The 17,738-nt window shown below is 67.1% G+C and carries 13 protein-coding genes; 9 read left to right on the forward strand and 4 right to left on the reverse strand.

From position 1 onward, the window contains the following. Positions 1-2: 2 nt before the first annotated feature. Positions 3-1,025, forward strand: a complete 1,023-nt coding sequence (gene secF / locus LE190_RS12110) for a protein translocase subunit SecF (RefSeq protein ID WP_225238940.1) — start codon at positions 3-5, stop codon at positions 1,023-1,025. A gap of 215 nt (positions 1,026-1,240) precedes the next feature. Here secF and LE190_RS12115 read toward each other — a convergent pair whose 3' ends face one another. Then, complete coding sequence (locus tag LE190_RS12115; RefSeq protein WP_225238941.1) at positions 1,241-2,650, reverse strand: FAD-binding oxidoreductase; 1,410 nt, start codon at positions 2,648-2,650, stop codon at positions 1,241-1,243. 198 nt (positions 2,651-2,848) lie between these two features. On the opposite strand from LE190_RS12115, the gene LE190_RS12120 reads away from it, so the two are divergent. After that, on the forward strand, positions 2,849-3,484 hold the full coding sequence (locus tag LE190_RS12120; RefSeq protein WP_225238942.1) for a hypothetical protein: 636 nt from the start codon (positions 2,849-2,851) through the stop codon (positions 3,482-3,484). Between the two features lie 247 nt (positions 3,485-3,731). On the opposite strand, the gene LE190_RS12125 is transcribed toward LE190_RS12120, so the two are convergent. From LE190_RS12125 to LE190_RS12135, 3 genes are all read right to left on the reverse strand, one after another. Next, entirely contained in the window at positions 3,732-4,577 is an 846-nt protein-coding gene (locus LE190_RS12125; RefSeq protein WP_225238943.1) for an HDOD domain-containing protein, read from the reverse strand. Positions 4,578-4,652: 75 nt separating this feature from the next. Further along, on the reverse strand, positions 4,653-4,934 hold the full coding sequence (locus tag LE190_RS12130) for a hypothetical protein (RefSeq protein WP_225238944.1): 282 nt from the start codon (positions 4,932-4,934) through the stop codon (positions 4,653-4,655). Beyond that, positions 4,931-5,398: a MarR family winged helix-turn-helix transcriptional regulator gene (locus tag LE190_RS12135; RefSeq protein WP_225238945.1), complete on the reverse strand. Its 468-nt coding sequence runs from the start codon at positions 5,396-5,398 to the stop codon at positions 4,931-4,933. Before LE190_RS12135 ends, LE190_RS12130 begins: the two co-directional genes overlap by 4 nt. 134 nt (positions 5,399-5,532) lie before the next feature. Here LE190_RS12135 and LE190_RS12140 point away from each other — a divergent pair, with 134 nt between their 5' ends. The 7 genes from LE190_RS12140 to LE190_RS12170 all read left to right on the forward strand — a co-directional run bounded on the left by LE190_RS12140 (position 5,533) and on the right by LE190_RS12170 (position 17,738). Continuing rightward, positions 5,533-6,474, forward strand: coding sequence for a GlxA family transcriptional regulator (locus LE190_RS12140; protein ID WP_225238946.1), 942 nt, complete (start codon positions 5,533-5,535; stop codon positions 6,472-6,474). A gap of 171 nt (positions 6,475-6,645) precedes the next feature. Beyond that, on the forward strand, positions 6,646-7,887 hold the full coding sequence (astC, locus tag LE190_RS12145; RefSeq protein WP_225238947.1) for an acetylornithine/succinylornithine family transaminase: 1,242 nt from the start codon (positions 6,646-6,648) through the stop codon (positions 7,885-7,887). A gap of 76 nt (positions 7,888-7,963) precedes the next feature. Beyond that, positions 7,964-8,992, forward strand: coding sequence for an arginine N-succinyltransferase (locus LE190_RS12150; RefSeq protein ID WP_225238948.1), 1,029 nt, complete (start codon positions 7,964-7,966; stop codon positions 8,990-8,992). Positions 8,993-9,003: 11 nt separating this feature from the next. Beyond that, a complete protein-coding gene (gene astA / locus LE190_RS12155; protein WP_225238949.1) occupies positions 9,004-10,050 on the forward strand; it encodes an arginine N-succinyltransferase in 1,047 nt (348 codons plus the stop codon). Then, entirely contained in the window at positions 10,043-11,524 is a 1,482-nt protein-coding gene (gene astD, locus LE190_RS12160) for a succinylglutamate-semialdehyde dehydrogenase (RefSeq protein ID WP_225238950.1), read from the forward strand. Before astA ends, astD begins: the two co-directional genes overlap by 8 nt. A 3-nt stretch (positions 11,525-11,527) precedes the next feature. Beyond that, positions 11,528-12,871 (forward strand): N-succinylarginine dihydrolase, encoded by a 1,344-nt coding sequence (astB, locus tag LE190_RS12165; RefSeq protein WP_225238951.1) that lies wholly within the window; start codon positions 11,528-11,530, stop codon positions 12,869-12,871. Positions 12,872-13,022: 151 nt separating this feature from the next. Then, a complete protein-coding gene (locus tag LE190_RS12170) occupies positions 13,023-17,738 on the forward strand; it encodes an NAD-glutamate dehydrogenase domain-containing protein (RefSeq protein ID WP_225238952.1) in 4,716 nt (1,571 codons plus the stop codon).

Below are 17,738 nucleotides of genomic sequence, written 5' to 3' on the forward strand. Positions count from 1 at the left end.
TCATGGAATTTTTCAAGATCAAACGGGACATCCCGTTCATGCGCCACGCCGTGATCCTCAATGTGATCTCGGTGCTGACCTTCGTGGCCGCCGTGTTCTTCCTGGTAACCAAGGGCCTGAACTGGTCGGTGGAGTTCACCGGCGGCACGGTGATGGAACTGCACTATCCGCATGCCGCGGACCAGGAAAAGATCCGCAACACGCTGCGCGGCATCGGCTACGAGGCACCGGAGGTGACCGGCTTCGGCACCGCCCAGAGCGTCCTGCTGCGCCTGCCGATCGTCGAAGGCCAGGACCAGGCCGGCACCTCGAGCCGCGTGTTCAACGCGGTCTGCGCGTCGGAGCAGGGCAAGCCGACGGTCGCCCAGGTCACCACCGACAAAGGCGAAACGGTCAGCCGTACCGCTTGCGTTACCGCGGACAACAAGGAACTGGTCAGCCTGCAGCGCGTCGAATTCGTCGGCCCCGCGGTCGGCGACGAACTGGCGCAGAACGGCCTGAACGCCCTGATCATGGTGGTGATCGGCGTGATCATCTACCTGTCGGTGCGCTTCGAGTGGAAGTTCGCCGTCTCGGCGATCATTGCCAACCTGCACGACGTGGTCATCATCCTCGGCTTCTTTGCCTTCTTCGAGTGGGAATTCTCGCTGACGGTGCTGGCGGCGATCCTGGCGGTGCTGGGCTATTCGGTCAACGAATCGGTCGTCATCTTCGACCGTATTCGCGAAATGTTCCGCAAGCAACGCAAGATGACGGTGCCGGAAGTGATCGACCACGCGATCACCTCCACCATTTCGCGTACCATCATCACCCACGGCTCGACCCAGATCATGGTGCTGTCGATGCTGCTGTTCGGCGGCCATGCCCTGCATTACTTCGCCATGGCGCTGACCATCGGCATCTGCTTCGGCATCTATTCGTCGGTGTTCGTGGCCGCGGCGCTGGCCATGTGGCTGGGTGTGAAGCGTGAAGACCTGATCAAGCCAGTGAAAGAAAAGGACGAGACCGACGGCGCCGTCGTCTAAGCTGTTCCATTCCTGCAATGCCGCCCCGGCCTCGGCCGCGGCGGCATTTTTCATGCGCAAATCAGGCTAATTTGATAGTTTCGGCATTTGTGTGAGTTGGCGCACAGAGCCGTACTTGAACGAACCCTATAGTGGAACCGTCTCTTTCAGGACATCCCTAGTTTTGGACTTCACCCGCTTCCATCCGAAGCGGGTTTTTTTTGCCTGGGTCCGCCTCACAGGTAGGCCGCCCACAAGGCGTTGGCAAAGCGTCCTGCGGGATCCACTCGGCGCTTGAGGCTGCGCAGCGCCGCTACTTCGGGATAAGCCTGCTCGAACTGGGCGCGCGTGGCATGGAGCTGGTAGGGCAGGTAATAGCGTCCGCCAAAGGGCAGTGCGGTATCGATCATCGCGCGGGTCCAGTCGCCGGCCGCGCGCTGGGCCGCCGCATGGGTGCGCTGCTTGTAGTACACGACAAAGGAAAATACCTCCTCCTTGGCCCAGGGCAGCAGGGACAGCCGGTCGGCCGGCGAATGGCGCACCGAAACGTTCAGCACCTGCGCGCGATGGCTGCGGATTACCTGCGCCATGGCGCGCGCATAGTCGGCGAAGTGGCGCACGGGAATGAAATACTCTTGTAGCACATAGGTCGACCAGCGGCGCGTGCGCGGTTCCAGCGCCGCGGCGTCGAGGCTGGCTTCGTGGTTGCGCCATTTGACCGCCGGGCGCGCCAGCAGCAGCGGATGGATCAGCTCGCTGCGCAGCAGTTCGCCATGCGGCAGCTCGGTCATCGCGAACAGCGCATTCTGCTCCAGGGCATACGACTGACCCTTCGGTACCAGGCGTGCAGGCTCGGTCAGCGGCTTGCGGCTGGTCCGCCAGGACACGGACACCGGTGTGTCGAAGTGCGGCGGCAGCAGGTCGGCATTGTGGAAGATGCAGTCGCCCCCTTGTGACAGGCGCGCGAAGTGGCCTGGATAGGCGTCCAGCGTCATTTCCTCGACGCTGCGCTCGATGCGGGTGTTGGACGCCAGTTCCAGCTCGACCTCGGTGATCACGCCGATCGCGCCATAGCCGCCCGCGGCGGCGCGAAACAGCTCGGCATGCTGGCTGCGGGTGGCTTCCACCACCGACCCATCCGCCAGTACCAGCTGCAGGGCGCGCACCGAGTTGACCACCGGGCCGTTGCCGAGGTAGCGGCCGTGCGCATTCACCGATACCGCGCCGCCGACCGTGAAGTTGGCGAAGCTTTGCATCGTATGTACGGCCAGCCCGAGCGGGTCGAGCGCATCCTGCAGGTCGCGCCAGCGCATGCCCGCCTGCACCCTGGCCCGTTTTTTCGCAGGATCGAGCCAGATCAACCGGTTCATGCCGCGCATGTCCAGGTGCAGTCCGCCGCGGATGGCGGTCTGCCCGCCCATGCTGTAGCGCGCGCCGCCGACTGCGATCCTGCCCGGCCAGTCGCGCACGGCCTGCACCACCTGCCGGGTTGACGTGGGAGCGAGGATGCGGGCGACTTCCACAGGGTACAGCCCGCTGACGTTGGATACCAGGGTGGAAGCGGCAAGCGCGGGCAGCGGTGACAGGCTCAGGAGGCCTGCCCCGGCCAGGGCCTGGGCGAGGAAACGGCGGCGTGATGGCGGCATGGCGTAAGCGGTCCTTGAAGACGGGAAAGCTGGAGCTTCCACCGAAGCGCTCGCCTTGCCAATGCCATCTTGCGCTGGTAGCAGGATGCGATACGCCAGGTAGTTCACGCCGACATCAAGACGCCCAGTGAAACAATGCGCGCCTTTTTGCTGATCCATTCTTGATAAGCTGATGCGCCTTCTTTCTCAAACCAGCGCATGACTTATCGAATCGCCATTTTGCTGTCCCTGCCTGTGCTCCTCGCTGCGTGCAGTACGGCCGCGCCGCCCCAGGCCACTGCAAGCGCGGCGTGCGCATACGATCGCCCCACGCTGCTCGGCCTCGACCAGGAACGCTTCGACCAGGACCATCAAGGAGGCTGGCGCGCGCTCGCTGCCAGGCCGGGCTGCAGTCTGGCGGCCGCCGACCTGCTGCGTGACTATCGGCAGGCACATGGCAAGCACGCCAGCCTGCTATTCTGGCATGAAGCGCAGCTGCGTGCTTCCGCAGGACAGCCGGAACAGGCCATCGTGCTGATGGAGCGCGCGAAGGAACCGGCCGAAGAGGACCTGTTTGGCTGGAACCCTTACGTCGATGCCAGCGTGGCTTTCCTGCGCCGTGACAGGCGGGCGTTCGAACAAGCCCATGCAGCACTGGCCGCTCTCCCGCCGCAAGGCCCCGTCCAGGATGGCTACATGGAGATCCGGATGGGGGACGGGAAGTCCGGCAAGGTCCGCTGGCCGCCGAATATCGACGTGGTCGAAGGGCTGGCGCAGTGCTTCGACCAAGCCTACGAGATTGCCTATTCCAATGCGTGCCGGCCGCAACAACGAAGCGGTGGCGGTACTAAGTGAGGCAGCGCACCGAGCACCGCCACCGGAAGCCCTATAGTGAAACCGTCTCTTTCAGGACATCCCTAGTTTTGGACTTCACCCGCTCCCCGGAGCGGGTTTTTTTTGCCTGTACGCCGGGAATGTGAGTCAGCGCACGGAAGCGGGCTGGTGCGCGCAATATAGTGGAAGCGTCTCTTTCAGGACATCCCTAGTTTTGGACTTTTGCCCGCTCCCTCGAGCGGGCATTTTTTTACCGGACGGTAAAAAATCAGAGCAGGGCGGCGGTCAGGCTCTTGACCTCGTCGGCCGATTCCGCCAGCACCTGGGCCAGCGTGCCTTCCCCGGTCGTGAAGTCGATGGTGGCGGCCGAATCGAGCGTGGTGGCGCCCGGGCGCGTATGCAAGGGAGAAGGGAAGGGGGCCAGGTCATTGGCCAGCAGCAAGGTGTCGCCCAGGGTTTCCGGCGGCAGCGCGCGCATGCCGTTCCACAGTGCCTCGATGGCGCCCATCACGGGCACCGGCACCCCGAGCTTGAGCAGCACGCCGCGGCCGATGGCGACTTCGCCATGCTCGATCCAGTCATCGGCGCCTTCATCACCCTCTTCGGTCATCAGGCCGGGAAAATCACCAGCGCGTGACAGCAGGTAGAAGCCGCCCACCTCGTGAACGATGCCGGCGAACAGCGCCGTCTCCGGATCGACGAAGGACACGCGGCGCGCGATCACCTGGGCCAGCGCCGCCACGTGGGCCGAGTGGATCCACAGCGCGTCGGCGCGGGCGCGCAGGTAGGGATGGCTGATCTTGCCCGCCAGCTGGCGCACGATGACCGAGGCGGCCAGCGCCCCCAGGGTACGGAAACCGACCCGTTGCACCGCCGCACGCACATTCGTCACGTCGTGCCCGGTGCGGTTGTAGGCCACCGAGTTGGCGATCGCCACGGTCCGCGCGGCGAGCAGGGGCTCGGCCTGCACCAGGCGGGCGGCGGTATCGGTGTGGCAGTCGGGTTCGTTCAGCGCGCGCTGCAGCTTCAGCGTCGCGTCGACATTCGTCGGAAAGCTGAGCTCGCCACGGCTGGCCTCGGCAGCGATGCTCTTGAGGGCGGAGAGTCGGTCCATCGGAAAATTATACCCCCATCACCCGGATGCATAGGAAAAAAATTGCCGTATGGAATTATTTTCCTGCCAATGCACTCAGGGCTCGCCGAAGATGGCGTCGCAGCCTTCCTTCTGTTCCTCGGTATCCTGCAGCTCGTCCACCAGGCCGAGGTCGAGCAGTTCCTCGCTCGCGTTCATGAAGCTGTTCAGCTTGGTGGCGCCGATGAGGCGGTAGATCTCGCCGGCTTCGTTGCGCACGCCGATCAGCATGGCTTCCTGGCGTACTTCGTCCAGCGGCGCGACATCCAGCAGGATGTTGCCGGTGATGTGTTTATCGAAATGGGCGGGCTTCTTGCCTTCGATGAGGGAGGTTTTCAAGGCTGTTCCTTTGCTTGGGTTGGAGGGGTTGGGAGGCTGCCGGCGGCGATCTGGTCGCGCAGTTGGCGCAGCGTGGCTTCCAGAGCGTCGAAATCCGCGTCGCCATAGTGCGCGAACAGGCGCCTGCCGTGCGCGACCACTTGCGGAAAGACCTCGCCGAAGACCCGTTCGCCGGCGGGCGTCAGGCGCACGAAGAACGAACGCTTGTCGTCGCTGCTGCGTTCGCGCAGCACCAGGCCTTTCTGTTCCAGGCGCTCGATCACGCCGGTCAGGGTACCCTTGGTGATCAGGGTACGTTCGCCCAGTTCCTTGTAGCTCATGCCGGCCGTATTGCCCAGCGTGGCAATGATATCGAACTGCGCGTGGGTCAGCCCGTGCTGGCGTACCGACTCGCCGGAAAAACGCTCGAAGCCCTGCATGCACTCGGCCAGCAGCCGGACGCTCTTTAGATATCGTTCTCCCATGGGGCAGGATTATAGCTGGCCGCCGCTGCTGGCCGCGATCCTTCAGGCCGCGCGCAAGTCCGGTATCATTACGGCCGATGCCTAGCGCCGGGCCGCCATGCCCGCTCCCCGAATGACACCGCCGATCCCGTCCGATGCAGCCTGCTGACCTGTCCCTCCTGGCACAGGAACGGCCGCTGCGCGTGCTCCTGGTGAACGCGGGCGAGCCGGACATGCTGACCTGGTCTGGCCTGGTCCAGCCGCTGCGCCTGGCGGCCAAGCTGCTCGGTCCCGACCTGCTGCACGTGGACGTGCGCAGTCCCGACAAGTTTGCAGCCGATTCACAGCGCCACTGGCACCTGGTGCTGCTGGTGGCCGACGAGGCCGAGGCGGCCCTGAGACCGGCCAACTGCCGCGCCCTGGTCGAGCGCTGCCGCGCCGCGCCCTATTGGGGCGGGGTCGGCGCCGGCGTCCTGTGGCTGGCCGATGCCGGCGCCCTGCACGGCGTGCGCACCGCGCTGCCCTGGGCCCTGTACCCGGACACCAATGCCCTGGCCGAGCAGGCCCTGTTCACCCCCAACCTCTACGAATTCGACCGCAACCGCCTCACCTGCTGCGGCGGCGCGGCCAGCATCGACTTCGCCCTGACCCTGGTCGAGCTGCTGTTCGGCGCGGCGGTCCAGGCCTCGGTGAAGGAAACCCTGTGCGTCGACCGGGTGCGCGGCAAGGACGAGCGCCAGCGGGTGGCCCTGCAGGCCCGCTTCGGCGCCCTGCAGCCGAAGCTGACCGAGGCCGTGGCCCTGATGGAAGCGAACATCGAGGAGCCGCTCTCCACCGACGAGATCGCGGGCCTGGCCGGCATCTCGCGGCGCCAGCTGGAGCGCCTGTTCAAGCAGTACCTGGGCAGCCTGCCCTCGCGCTACTACCTCGAACTGCGCCTGCAGCGCGCGCGCAAGCTGCTGCTCGAGACGAATTACTCGATCGTGCAGGTGGGACTGATGTGCGGCTTCTCGTCCGGCTCGCATTTCTCCACGGCCTTCGGCGCCCTGTTCGGGAACACGCCGCGCGAAGAGCGCCAGCGCAGGCTGGCCCAGTAGCGGTCACGCCCCGCCTTGCCATTCCCTCAATCTTTCTTCGACTAAAAACGAAAATCCCTGTCGCAGTTCTGCAAGAACTTGTGGGGATGCGTTCCTATAATGGCCCGAGCTGCGCGGCCCCTGGTCCGCGCATGAACGGTTAACGAAGCGCTTATCGATGAGGAAGAAGCCATGAACGCAAAGCTTGATTCGGGTGTCACCACGCGGCCTGTCACTCGGCAGACCTTCGACGAAGTCCTGGTCCCGACCTACGCCCCGGCCGCCATGGTGCCGGTGCGCGCCAAGGGCCTGGAAGTGTGGGACCAGGAAGGCAAGCGCTACCTCGACTTCACCTCCGGCATCGCCGTCTCCAGCCTGGGTCACTGCAACCCGGCCCTGGTCGATGCGCTGACCCAGCAGATCAACACCCTCTGGCACCTGGGCAACGGCTACACCAACGAGCCGGTGCTGCGCCTGGCTTCCAGCCTGGTCGAAGCCACCTTCGCCGACCGCGCCTTCTTCTGCAACTCGGGCGCCGAAGCCAATGAAGCGGCGCTGAAGCTGGCGCGCAAGTACGCGCACACCAAGTTCGGCGCGCACAAGTCGCGCATCGTGTCCTGCCTGTCGTCCTTCCACGGCCGCACCCTGTTCACCGTGTCGGTGGGTGGCCAGCCGAAGTACACCGAAGGCTTCGAGCCGCTGCCGCAGGAAATCAACCACATCCCGTATAACGACATCGAAGCCGCGCGCGCCGCGATTACCGACGACGTCGCCGCCGTGATCGTCGAGCCGATCCAGGGCGAGGGTGGCGTGATCCCGGGCGACCATGCCTACCTGCAGGCCCTGCGCGAACTGTGCGACCAGACCGGCGCGCTGCTGGTGTTCGACGAAGTGCAGTCGGGCGTGGGCCGCACCGGCGCCTTCTACGCCTACATGGATACCGGCGTCACCCCGGACATCCTGACCTCGGCCAAGGCCCTGGGCAACGGCTACCCGATCGGCGCCATGCTCACCACCGGCGAGATCGCCCAGCACTTCGGCGTCGGCTCGCACGGCACCACCTACGGCGGCAACCCGCTGGCGGCCACTGTCGCCCTGAAGGTGGTCGAGACCATCAACCAGCCGTCCTTCCTGGCGCGCGTGAAGGAAGCGAGCGCCAAGGTTTTCGCCAACCTGGAACAGCTCGCCAGCGACTATCCGCACGTGTTCGGCAAGCCGCGCGGCCTGGGCCTCCTGATCGGCCTGCCGGTGACCGGCGATTTCAGGGGTCGCGCCAAGGACTACACCAAAACCTGCGAAAAGCTCGGTCTGATGCTGCTGATCGCGGGCCCGGACGTGGTGCGCCTGGCCCCGGCGCTGGTGGTGTCGGACGAGCAGATCCTCGAAGCCGACCGCATCATGCGCGAGGCCGTCGAGGCCTTCATCGCCGGCTGATCCAGCGCCCGCATCCGGCCGGTCCGCCCCTTCCGGGCAGGGCCGGCCTTGCCGTTTGAGTTGAAAGGGAGTTCGCATGTATGTAGTTCGTCCGGTTGAACGCGCGGATATCGGCGCCCTCGAGGCGCTGGGCGCGGTGACGATTCCCGGCGTGCACACGCTGCCGCGCACGCGCGAAGCGATCGTCGCGGCGGTCGAGCGGTCGATCGCCTCGTTCGCCGCCCACGTCGACATCCCGAGCGAGGAGTCGTACCAGTTCGTGCTGGAAGACCTGCGCACGCGCGAGGTGGTCGGCACCTCGTCGATCCATGCCTCGGCCGGCTCGAACGGCACCTATTTCGCGTTTCGCAACGACGTGATCCAGCAGGTCTCGCGCGACCTGAACATCAGCCACAGCGTGCACGCGCTCACCTTGTGCTCCGAGCTCACCGCCTGTTCGCACCTGTCTGGCTTCTACATCCGCAACCGCGACAGCGCCGGCCCGGAAGCGGCCCTGCTGTCGCGCGCGCGCCTGCTGTACGCGGTGCTGGCGCCGCAGCGCTTCGGCGACCGCTTCTTCGTGCCGCTGGCCGGCGTCACCGACAGCGACGGACAATCGCCGTTCTGGAACGCGCTGGGCCGCAAGTTCTTCAAGATGGACTTCCTGGATGCCGAGCGCGTCATCGACGGCGCCCGTAACCGCACCCTGATCGTCGAACTGATGCCGCACTATCCGGTCTACGTGCCGCTGTTGCCGGGTGACGCCCAGGCCGCGCTGGGCCAGATCCACCCGAGCGGCCAGCTGGCTTTCCAGCTGCTGACCGGAGAAGGCTTCGAGGCCGACGAATACATCGACATTTTTGACGGCGGCCCGATCCTGCAGGCGCACCGCAAGGCGCTGCGTTCGTTCTGCGCCTCGCAGCTGCGCCAGGTGGAAAACGCCGCCAGCGCGCCGGCCGCGGAAGCACCGGTTGCCTATGCGGTCGCCACCACCGAACAGAATTTCCGCGCCGTGATCGCCAGCTGCCCGCCGGTCGAAGCGGCGCAGGCCATCCGCCTGCCGCGCGAGGCCCAGCAGGCGCTGGGCGTGAGCCCGGGCGACAGCGTCACCTGCGTGCGCATCTGAGAGAGGAACCGATGCTCGTAATCCGTGCAGTGAAAACCACCGACCTGGACGCCCTGATCGACATGGCGCGCCAGGCCGGCAGCGGCATGACCACGCTGAAGCCCGACCGCAAGATGCTGGGCGACCGCGTCGAGACCGCGGTGGCCTCGTTCAGCGAGAGCATCCCGCCCGAGAAGCGCGACTACATGTTCGTGCTCGAGCACACCGAGGATGGCAGCATCGCCGGCGTGTGCGCGATCAAGGGCGCGGTCGGCCTGACCGAACCCTTCTACAACTACCGAATCGGCACCCTAGTGCACTGCAGCCGCGAACTGAACGTGTTCACGCGCATGGAGACCCTGTACCTGTCGAACGACCTCACCGGCTCGTCCGAACTGTGCTCGCTGTTCCTGCTGCCGCAGTACCGCGCCGGCTTCAACGGCAAGTGGTTATCAAAAAGCCGCTTCCTGTTCATCGCCCAGTTCCAGCACCTGTTCACCGAGAAGATCATCGCCGAGATGCGCGGTTTCCAGGCCGAGGATGGCACCTCGCCCTTCTACGAAGGCCTGGGACGCCACTTCTTCAAGATGGACTTCGACCACGTCGACGGCCTCACCGCGCTCGGGAAGAAATCCTTCATCGCCGAGCTGATGCCGCGCCAGCCGCTGTACGTGGACTACCTGCCTGCCTCGGCGCGCGAAGTGATCGGCAAGGTCCATACCTCGACCCAGCCGGCGCGCAAGCTGCTGGAAAGGGAAGGCATGCACTACGAGGGCTACGTCGACATCTTCGACGCCGGCCCCGTGCTGCAGGGCCGCGTGTCCGAGCTGCGCGCGGTGCGCGACAGCGTGCTGGCGACGGCCGAGGAGGGCACCGCCGGCGGCGCGCAGGAAGACGAGACCGAACACCTGCTGGTGTCGAACACCAGGCTCACCGATTTCCGCATGATCCTGACCCGCGGCGTGCCCGGCGCCGGCCGCATCGCGCTGACGGCCCAGGAACTGTCGCAGCTGCGCGTGCAGGCCGGCGACGAGGTCCGCACGCTGCCCCTCAACACAAGGAAGAACGCGAATGCCTAATCTCTCGAACTACATCGGCGGCGAGTGGCTCGCCGGCAGCGGCCCCGAACTGGCCACCATCGACCCCTCCACCGGACGCCAGACCTGGACCAGCAATGCGTCCACGCCGGAAGACGTGATGCGCGCGGCGCATGCGGCACGCGCCGCCTTCGAAGCCTGGGCACTGGCGCCGCTGGACGAACGCGCCGCCGTCTGCACGCGTTTCCGCGACCTGCTCAAGGAACATGCCGAGGAGCTGGCCGGCATCATTGCCGAGGAAGTCGGCAAGCCCCTGTGGGAAGCGCGCACCGAGGTGGCCACCATGGCCAGCAAGATCGACATCTCGCTGCAGTCCTATGGCGCGCGCACCGGCGCGACCGAGGCGAAGGTGGCCGACGGCACCGCCGTGCTGCGCCACCGCCCGCACGGCGTGTTCGCCGTGTACGGCCCCTACAACTTCCCCGGCCACCTGCCGAACGGCCATATCGTGCCGGCCCTGATCGCCGGTAACACCGTGGTGTTCAAGCCGAGCGAATACGCGCCGCGCACCGCGGTCAAGACCGTGCAGCTGTGGGAAGCGGCCGGCCTGCCGAAAGGCGTGCTGAACCTGGTCAACGGCGGCCGCGACACCGGCGTCGCACTCGGCCAGCAGCCGGATATCGACGGCATCCTGTTCACCGGCAGCAGCCAGACCGGGATGGCCCTGCACCGCCAGTTCGGCGGCCAGACCGGCAAGATGCTGGCGCTGGAAATGGGCGGCAACAACCCGCTGGTGGTGTGGGACATCCCGCACGACCCGAAGGCGATCGACGCCGCCGTGCACCACACCGTGATGTCGGCCTTCATCTCGGCCGGCCAGCGCTGCACCTGCGCGCGCCGCCTGGTCATCCAGGACACGCCGCAGGCCCAGGCTTTCCTTGACCGTCTGGTCGAGATCGCCTCGACCCTGCAGCCCGGCCCTTCGACGGCGGAGCCGCAGCCCTTCATGGGCCCGGTGGTGTCGAGTGCCGTGGCCGCGCGCCTGGTGCAGGCCCAGGCCGACATGGCCGCCAAGGGCGGCAAGGTGCTGTTGCAGATGCGCCAGCTTGACCCGAACGCCGGTTTCGTCACCGCCGGCATCGTCGACACCACCGACGCGCAAGGCATCCCGGACGAAGAGTGGTTCGGCCCGCTGCTGCAGGTGATCCGCGTACCGGATTTCGATGCGGCCCTGCGCGTGGCCAACGCCACCGAATACGGCCTGGCCGCGGCGCTGCTGTCGCCCTCCGAGGCATTGTGGAAGCGCTTCTCGGTGCGCGCGCGCGCCGGCATCGTCAACTGGAACCGCCCGACCACCGGCGCGGCCAGCTCGGCCCCGTTCGGCGGCGTCGGCAAGTCGGGCAACCATCGCCCGAGCGCCTACTACGCGGCGGACTACTGCGCCTACCCGGTCGCCTCGATCGAGACGGCCGAACTCGAACTGCCGGCCAAGCTGTCGCCGGGACTGAGCTTCTAGATCATGCGCACTGCACGCGAATACAACTTCGACGGCCTGGTCGGCCCGTCCCACAACTACGCCGGCCTCTCGTTCGGCAACGTCGCCTCGTTCAGCAATGTGCGCAGCGCCTCGAACCCGCGCCAGGCCGCGTTGCAGGGCCTGGCCAAGATGCGGGCCCTGTCCGCGCGCGGTTTCGCCCAGGCCGTGATGCCGCCGCAGGCGCGCCCCAACCTGCGCCTGCTGCGCCGGATCGGTTTTTCCGGCACCGACGCCGACGTGCTGGCCAAGGCGATGCGCGAAGCGCCGGTGATCCTGGCCTGCGCCTATTCGGCGGCGCCGATGTGGACCGCCAACGCCGCCACCGTCAGCCCGTCGAGCGACACCCAGGACGGCCGCGTGCACTTCACGCCGGCCAACCTGAACAACAAGCTGCACCGCTCGGAAGAATACGTGCAGGCTACGCGCACCCTGCGCGCCGTGTTCGGCGACAGCAGCCGCTTCGTGGTGCACGACGCGCTGCCGCCGGTGCCCGCCTTCGGCGACGAGGGTGCCGCCAACCACACCCGTTTCGCCGCCGCGCATGGCGCCGCCGGCGTCGAATTCTTCGTGTATGGCCGCGCCGAGTTCGACCCGTCGGTACCGTTCCCGCGCAAGTACCCGGCGCGCCAGACACTGGAAGCCTCGCAGGCCGTGGCCCGCCTGCACGGCCTGGACCCGGCGCGCACCGTGTTCGCCTCGCAGAACCCGGACGTGATCGACCAGGGCGTGTTCCACAACGACGTGATCGCGGTCGGCAACGGCAACGTGCTGTTCTACCACGAGCAGGCGTTCGCCGACGAGGCGGGCACGCTCGACGCCTTGCGCGCCGCCCTGGACAGCGTCGGCAGCGAGCTGCTGCCGGTGCGCGTGGCCGGCGGCCAGGTGCCGGTGGCCGATGCCGTGGCCAGCTACCTGTTCAACAGCCAGCTGCTCAGCAAGCCGGACGGCCGCATGGCCCTGGTGGTGCCGCACGAATGCCGCGAGAACGACGCGGTGGCGCGCTACCTGGCCGGGATGGTCGCCGCCGGCGGGCCGATCAACGAGCTGCTGGAATTCGACCTGCGCCAGAGCATGCGCAATGGCGGCGGCCCGGCCTGCCTGCGCCTGCGCGTGGTGCTGACCGAGGAAGAAGCGGCCGCCATGCACGGCAACGTGATCATGACCGAAGCCCTGCACGCGCAGCTGTCCGGCTGGGTGGAAAAGCACTATCGCGACCGGATCGAGCCGAAGGACCTGGCCGATCCGCAGCTGGCGCTGGAATGCACGACCGCGCTCGAGGAGCTCGAGCGCATCCTGGGCCTGCCCGGCCTGTACGACCTGTCGTAAGGCCGCTCGGGCATGTTTTAATAGCAGATTGGCGCGCCCGCAGTCGGGGCGTGCACGGAATTCGGACGGGACACCCCCGTCCATATAAAGCCGGAGCGGCGCGAAGCCACAAGCCACAGCGCGCCCTGGCACACAAACTTTGGAGAAGCAAATGAAAGACATGTCTCAAGATTTGCGCAACCAGACGCTCGCGCTGGTCAACGCAAACCACGCCGCCGCTGGCGCCAACCCGCAGGTCGGCGCCTTGATCAGCGCGTGGCTCGGATCGCTCGACGACGAAGACCTGGCCGGCACCGCCCCCGAGAGCCTGGCGCCGGTGCTGTGGGAAGGCTTCTCGCAGCTGGCCCAGCGCAGCGGCGCGGGTTGCCAGATCGCGCAGATGAAATATTCCGACGGCCGCGGCGGCATGGCCACCGCGCTGCTGATCCTGAACGACGACATGCCTTACCTGGTCGATTCCTTCGTGATGGCCCTGCGCAAGGAGCGCCAGATCGCCTCCGGCGTGATGAACGCCGTGCTGCCGGTGCGCCGCGACGCCAGCGGCCTGGCCACCAGCGTCGGGGAAGCCGGCGCGCCGCTGGAATCGATCGTGCTCGTCCTGATGAGCGACGAGCTCGAATTCTCCGAACTCGATTCCCTGACCGCGCGCATCCGCATGGTCGCCAACGATGCAGCCGTCGTGCACCGCGACGCCGTCAAGATGGCCGACCGCATGACCGCGGTGGCCGCGGCAAGCGCCCAGTCGGGCAGCGCCGAAGGCCAGGAAGTGGCTGCCTTCCTTGAATGGGCCAAGAACGAAGGCTTCGAGCCTTTCGGCTACGCCTACTACATGGTGAAGGAAGGCGTGCGCGAACTGGAACGCGACATCCCGAGCCGCATCGGCGTGCTGGCCGACACCGCGCACCCGGTCTACGGCACCTGCCTGGCCAACATCCCGGGCGACTTCGAAACCCTGTCGCGCCGCGCCGACACCCTGTCGATCGTGAAGGCCGACGTCGAGGGCACCCTGCACCGCGACCAGCCGCTCGACTTCATCGGCGTGCGCAATACCGATGCGCAAGGGCGCATCCTGGGCGAGCACTGCTTCGTGGGCCTGTTCACCCGCGCCGCCACCTCGACCCCGCTGGCGCGCCTGCCCTTCGCGCGCGGCCGCGTGGCCAAGGTGCTGTCGATCGCCGGCGTGCGCCAGGAAGGCTTCCGCGCCGAGAAGTTCGTCGAGATCCTCGAATCGCTGCCGCGCACCGAAGCGCTGGAAGCCGATCCGGAATGGCTGGCCCAGGTGTGCAGCTCGGTCGTGTCGCTGTACAAGCAGCCGCGTCCGAAGGTGTTCGCGCGCCGCGACGTGTATGCGCGCCACCTGAACGTGCTGGTCTACCTGCCGCGCGAGCGCTACAGCGCCGCGGTCGCCGCCAGCCTGGCCTCGGCCCTGAAGGACAGCTCGGGCGCCGTTGAGGTGCGCGTACAGACCCTGGTGGCCGACGGCCCGCTGGCGCGCGTCTACCTGATCGCACACGCCGCCCGCTATCCGCTGGACCTGGAAACCGACATCCAGCAGCCGCTGCTGGCGGTGCTCGATGGCTGGCATGACCGCTTCGCCGCCCTCGGCAACGGCATCGAAGACCATGCCCGGCGCAGCAGCCTGCGCAAGCTGGGCGCCAACCTGCCGGTCAGCTTCGTGACCGCCACCGCGCCGGAAATCGCGTTCCGCGACCTGCAGGCCATGCTGAACAACGGCCACGACGGCCGCGTCAGCGTGCGCATCGAGCCGGGCGTGGGCGAGGCCAACGCCGCGCGCGACGCCTCGATCCGCCTGTATTCGGGCGAGACCGTGCCGTCGCTGTCGCGCATCCTGCCGGCCCTGCAGAACGCCGGCATCGCGGTCGACCGCGAGCAGACCTGGTCGTTTACCGGCGCCGACGGCGTGCGTCGCAATGTCACCGCGCTGGCGGTGGACGACGAGAGCGGCGCTAAGCTGGTCAAGGCCGGCATCGCACCGGTGGCCGAGGAACTGTTCACCGCGCTGTTCAACAACGAAGCCGAAGACGGCCGCATGAACGGCCTGACCATCGAAGGCGGCCTGTCGATGCGCGAAGTGCAGCTGGTGCGCGCCTACATCAGCTACTGGCGCCAGCTGGGCTCGAAGTTCTCGGTGCGCTACATGGCGGAAACCCTGCGCACCCAGCCGGCCCTGGTGAAGGAATTCGTCACCGGCTTCATCCAGCGCTTCGATCCGCAGCTGGGCGACACCGAGCATGCCGCCGGCACCGCCAAGCTGGCCGCCCTGAAAGCCGGCCTGTCGACCGTGAACCATGCCGACACCGAGGAAATCATGGCGGCCCTGGTCGACCTGGCCCTGGCCACCGTGCGCACCAACTACTTCCAGAACCTTGGTGAGAAGATCATTTTCAAGGTCGACACCAGCAACCTGGCGCTGGCCCCGGAACCGCGTCCGTACCGCGAAATCTATGTATTCTCGCGCCGCTTCGAAGGCGTGCACCTGCGCGGCGGCCCGGTCGCCCGCGGCGGCCTGCGCTGGTCGGACCGCATGGAAGACTACCGCACCGAAGTGCTGGGCCTGGTGAAGGCGCAGATGGTCAAGAACGCCGTCATCGTGCCGGCCGGCTCGAAGGGCGGCTTCGTGTGCAAGCAGATGCCGGCCAACGCCCCGCGCGAAGTCGTGGCGGCCGAAGGTGAAGCCTGCTACCGCGAGTTCATCGCCAGCCTGCTGGAAGTGACCGACAACCGCGTGCGTGGCGCCGTCGTCCCGCCGGAAAACACCGTGCGCCACGACCAGGACGATCCGTACCTGGTGGTGGCCGCCGACAAGGGCACCGCGACCTTCTCGGACATCGCCAACAGCATCGCCGTCAAGCGCGGCTTCTGGCTGGGCGACGCTTTTGCTTCGGGCGGCTCGAACGGCTATGACCACAAGAAGATGGGCATCACCGCCAAGGGCGCCTTCGAGGCGGTGAAGCGCCACTTCTACGAACTGGGCCACGACATGAACACCACTCCGGTGACCATGGTCGGCGTGGGCGACATGTCGGGCGACGTGTTCGGCAACGGCGTGCTGCTGTCGCGCCAGCTCAAGCTGGTGGCCGCCTTCGACCACCGCCACATCTTCCTGGACCCGAACCCGGACACCGAGGTCTCGTTCAAGGAACGCGAGCGCATGTTCGCGCTGCCGCGCTCCTCGTGGGAAGACTACGACAAGTCGCTGATCTCGCAGGGCGGCGGCGTGTTCTCGAGGACCAGCCGCTCGATCGAACTGAGCCCTGAAGTACGTTCCGCCCTCGACATCCAGGAAACCTCGCTGTCGCCGGAAGAGCTGATGCACCGCATCCTGCTGGCGCCGGTGGACCTGTTCTACAACGGCGGCATCGGTACCTACATCAAGTCGTCGAATGAAACCCACGCCCAGGTGAAGGACCGCGCCAACGACCGCATCCGCGTCAACGGCAACGAAATGCGCTGCAAGGTGGTGGGCGAGGGCGGCAACCTGGGCGCCACCCAGGCCGGCCGTATCGAGTTCGCCCTGGCGGGCGGCCGCATCTTCACCGATGCGATCGACAACTCGGCAGGCGTGGATTGCTCCGACCACGAAGTCAACATCAAGATCTGGCTGGACACCGAAGTCAACGCGGGCGAGCTGCCGGAAGCGGACCGCAACCGCATCCTGAACGAGATGACCGGCGCCGTGGAAGAGCTGGTCCTGCGCGACAACAGGCAGCAGACCCGCCTCCTGACCCGCGAAGCGCAGGCGCAGTCCACCGCCTCCGTGGTGGACGGCTACGCGGCCTTGATCACCAACCTGGAATCGGAAGGCGCGGTCAACCGCGAACTGGAACAGCTGCCGACCGACGCCGAACTGGCCCGCCGCAAGACGCTGGGCCAGGGCTTGACGACGCCGGAACTGGCGGTGGTCATCGCCAACGTCAAGAACCGCTTCAAGCGCACCCTGCTGGCGCTGCCGCTGGTCGAGGAGTCGTGGGCCGAATCGCTGCTGCGCCCATACTTCCCGGCGCAAATGGTCGCCACCCGCAACCCGCTGAACCACCCGCTGGCCAACGCCATCCTGGCCACCGTGCTGGCCAACGAAGCAGTGAACCGCTGCGGTCCGCTGATGCTGCGCGACCTGGCTGCCGAGCACCGCGTGGAGGAGACCGAGGTGGTCAAGGCCTGGGCGCGCGCCTGGTCGGCGCTGCACCTGGCGCCGGTGTTCGACGCGCTCGACGCCGATGCCCTGAGCGTGCCGCGCGACGTTTCGATGGCGGTCGACATGCGCACCCGTGCGCTGCTGCGCGCCGTGATCGAAGGCGTGCTCTCGCTGCCGGCCGGCACCGACGGCATGGCCGAGCTGTCGACGCTGTTCGGCCAGGCCGACCAGCTGCGCAGCCTGACCCCGACCCGTTCGGAAGCCGACGGCCACACCGGCCTGCCGGCCTCCTTCACCGCGGCCTGGAAGGCGGTCGAGACCATCGAGTCGCTGGCCACCTTCCTGTTCGCGGCGGTCTCGGTGCAGCGTCCGAGCGGCATGAGCCTGGCCCAGTTCCTGCAAGTCGGCATGGCCCTGCGCCAGCAGGCCGGCATCGACACGCTCGAGCGCGGCCTGAAGCTACCGGCCCAGAGCAAGGCCCAGGAACAGCTGCGCAACTACGCGATGCAGGCCCTGCGCCGCACCCAGCAGCGCCTGCTGCTGCAGGTGATCGAGCGTGCCGGCGCCGGCGGCGATCCGCTGGCGGCCGTCAAGGACGTCACCGAGGCGCGCGGCCTGAGCGGCTTCGCGCAGCCGGTCGAGCTGGAGCAGGCCATGCTGGACGTCTGGGCGCTGTCGGAAGGTTCGAGCCCGGACCGCCTGGCTGCCTGA

Origin of the sequence: Massilia hydrophila, from assembly GCF_020208145.1 — a bacterium.
Classification (GTDB): Bacteria; Pseudomonadota; Gammaproteobacteria; order Burkholderiales; family Burkholderiaceae_D; genus Telluria; species Telluria hydrophila.

Coding starts and splice junctions, on each gene's coding strand:
- astC (WP_225238947.1), top strand. CDS start 6,646: ATGAACGCAAAGCTTGATTCGGGTGTCACCACGCGGCCTGTCACTCGG.
- LE190_RS12170 (WP_225238952.1), top strand. CDS start 13,023: ATGAAAGACATGTCTCAAGATTTGCGCAACCAGACGCTCGCGCTGGTC.
- LE190_RS12150 (WP_225238948.1), top strand. CDS start 7,964: ATGTATGTAGTTCGTCCGGTTGAACGCGCGGATATCGGCGCCCTCGAG.
- LE190_RS12140 (WP_225238946.1), top strand. CDS start 5,533: ATGCAGCCTGCTGACCTGTCCCTCCTGGCACAGGAACGGCCGCTGCGC.
- LE190_RS12120 (WP_225238942.1), top strand. CDS start 2,849: ATGACTTATCGAATCGCCATTTTGCTGTCCCTGCCTGTGCTCCTCGCT.
- secF (WP_225238940.1), top strand. CDS start 3: ATGGAATTTTTCAAGATCAAACGGGACATCCCGTTCATGCGCCACGCC.
- LE190_RS12135 (WP_225238945.1), bottom strand. CDS start 5,398: ATGGGAGAACGATATCTAAAGAGCGTCCGGCTGCTGGCCGAGTGCATG.
- astB (WP_225238951.1), top strand. CDS start 11,528: ATGCGCACTGCACGCGAATACAACTTCGACGGCCTGGTCGGCCCGTCC.
- LE190_RS12115 (WP_225238941.1), bottom strand. CDS start 2,650: ATGCCGCCATCACGCCGCCGTTTCCTCGCCCAGGCCCTGGCCGGGGCA.
- LE190_RS12125 (WP_225238943.1), bottom strand. CDS start 4,577: ATGGACCGACTCTCCGCCCTCAAGAGCATCGCTGCCGAGGCCAGCCGT.
- astA (WP_225238949.1), top strand. CDS start 9,004: ATGCTCGTAATCCGTGCAGTGAAAACCACCGACCTGGACGCCCTGATC.
- astD (WP_225238950.1), top strand. CDS start 10,043: ATGCCTAATCTCTCGAACTACATCGGCGGCGAGTGGCTCGCCGGCAGC.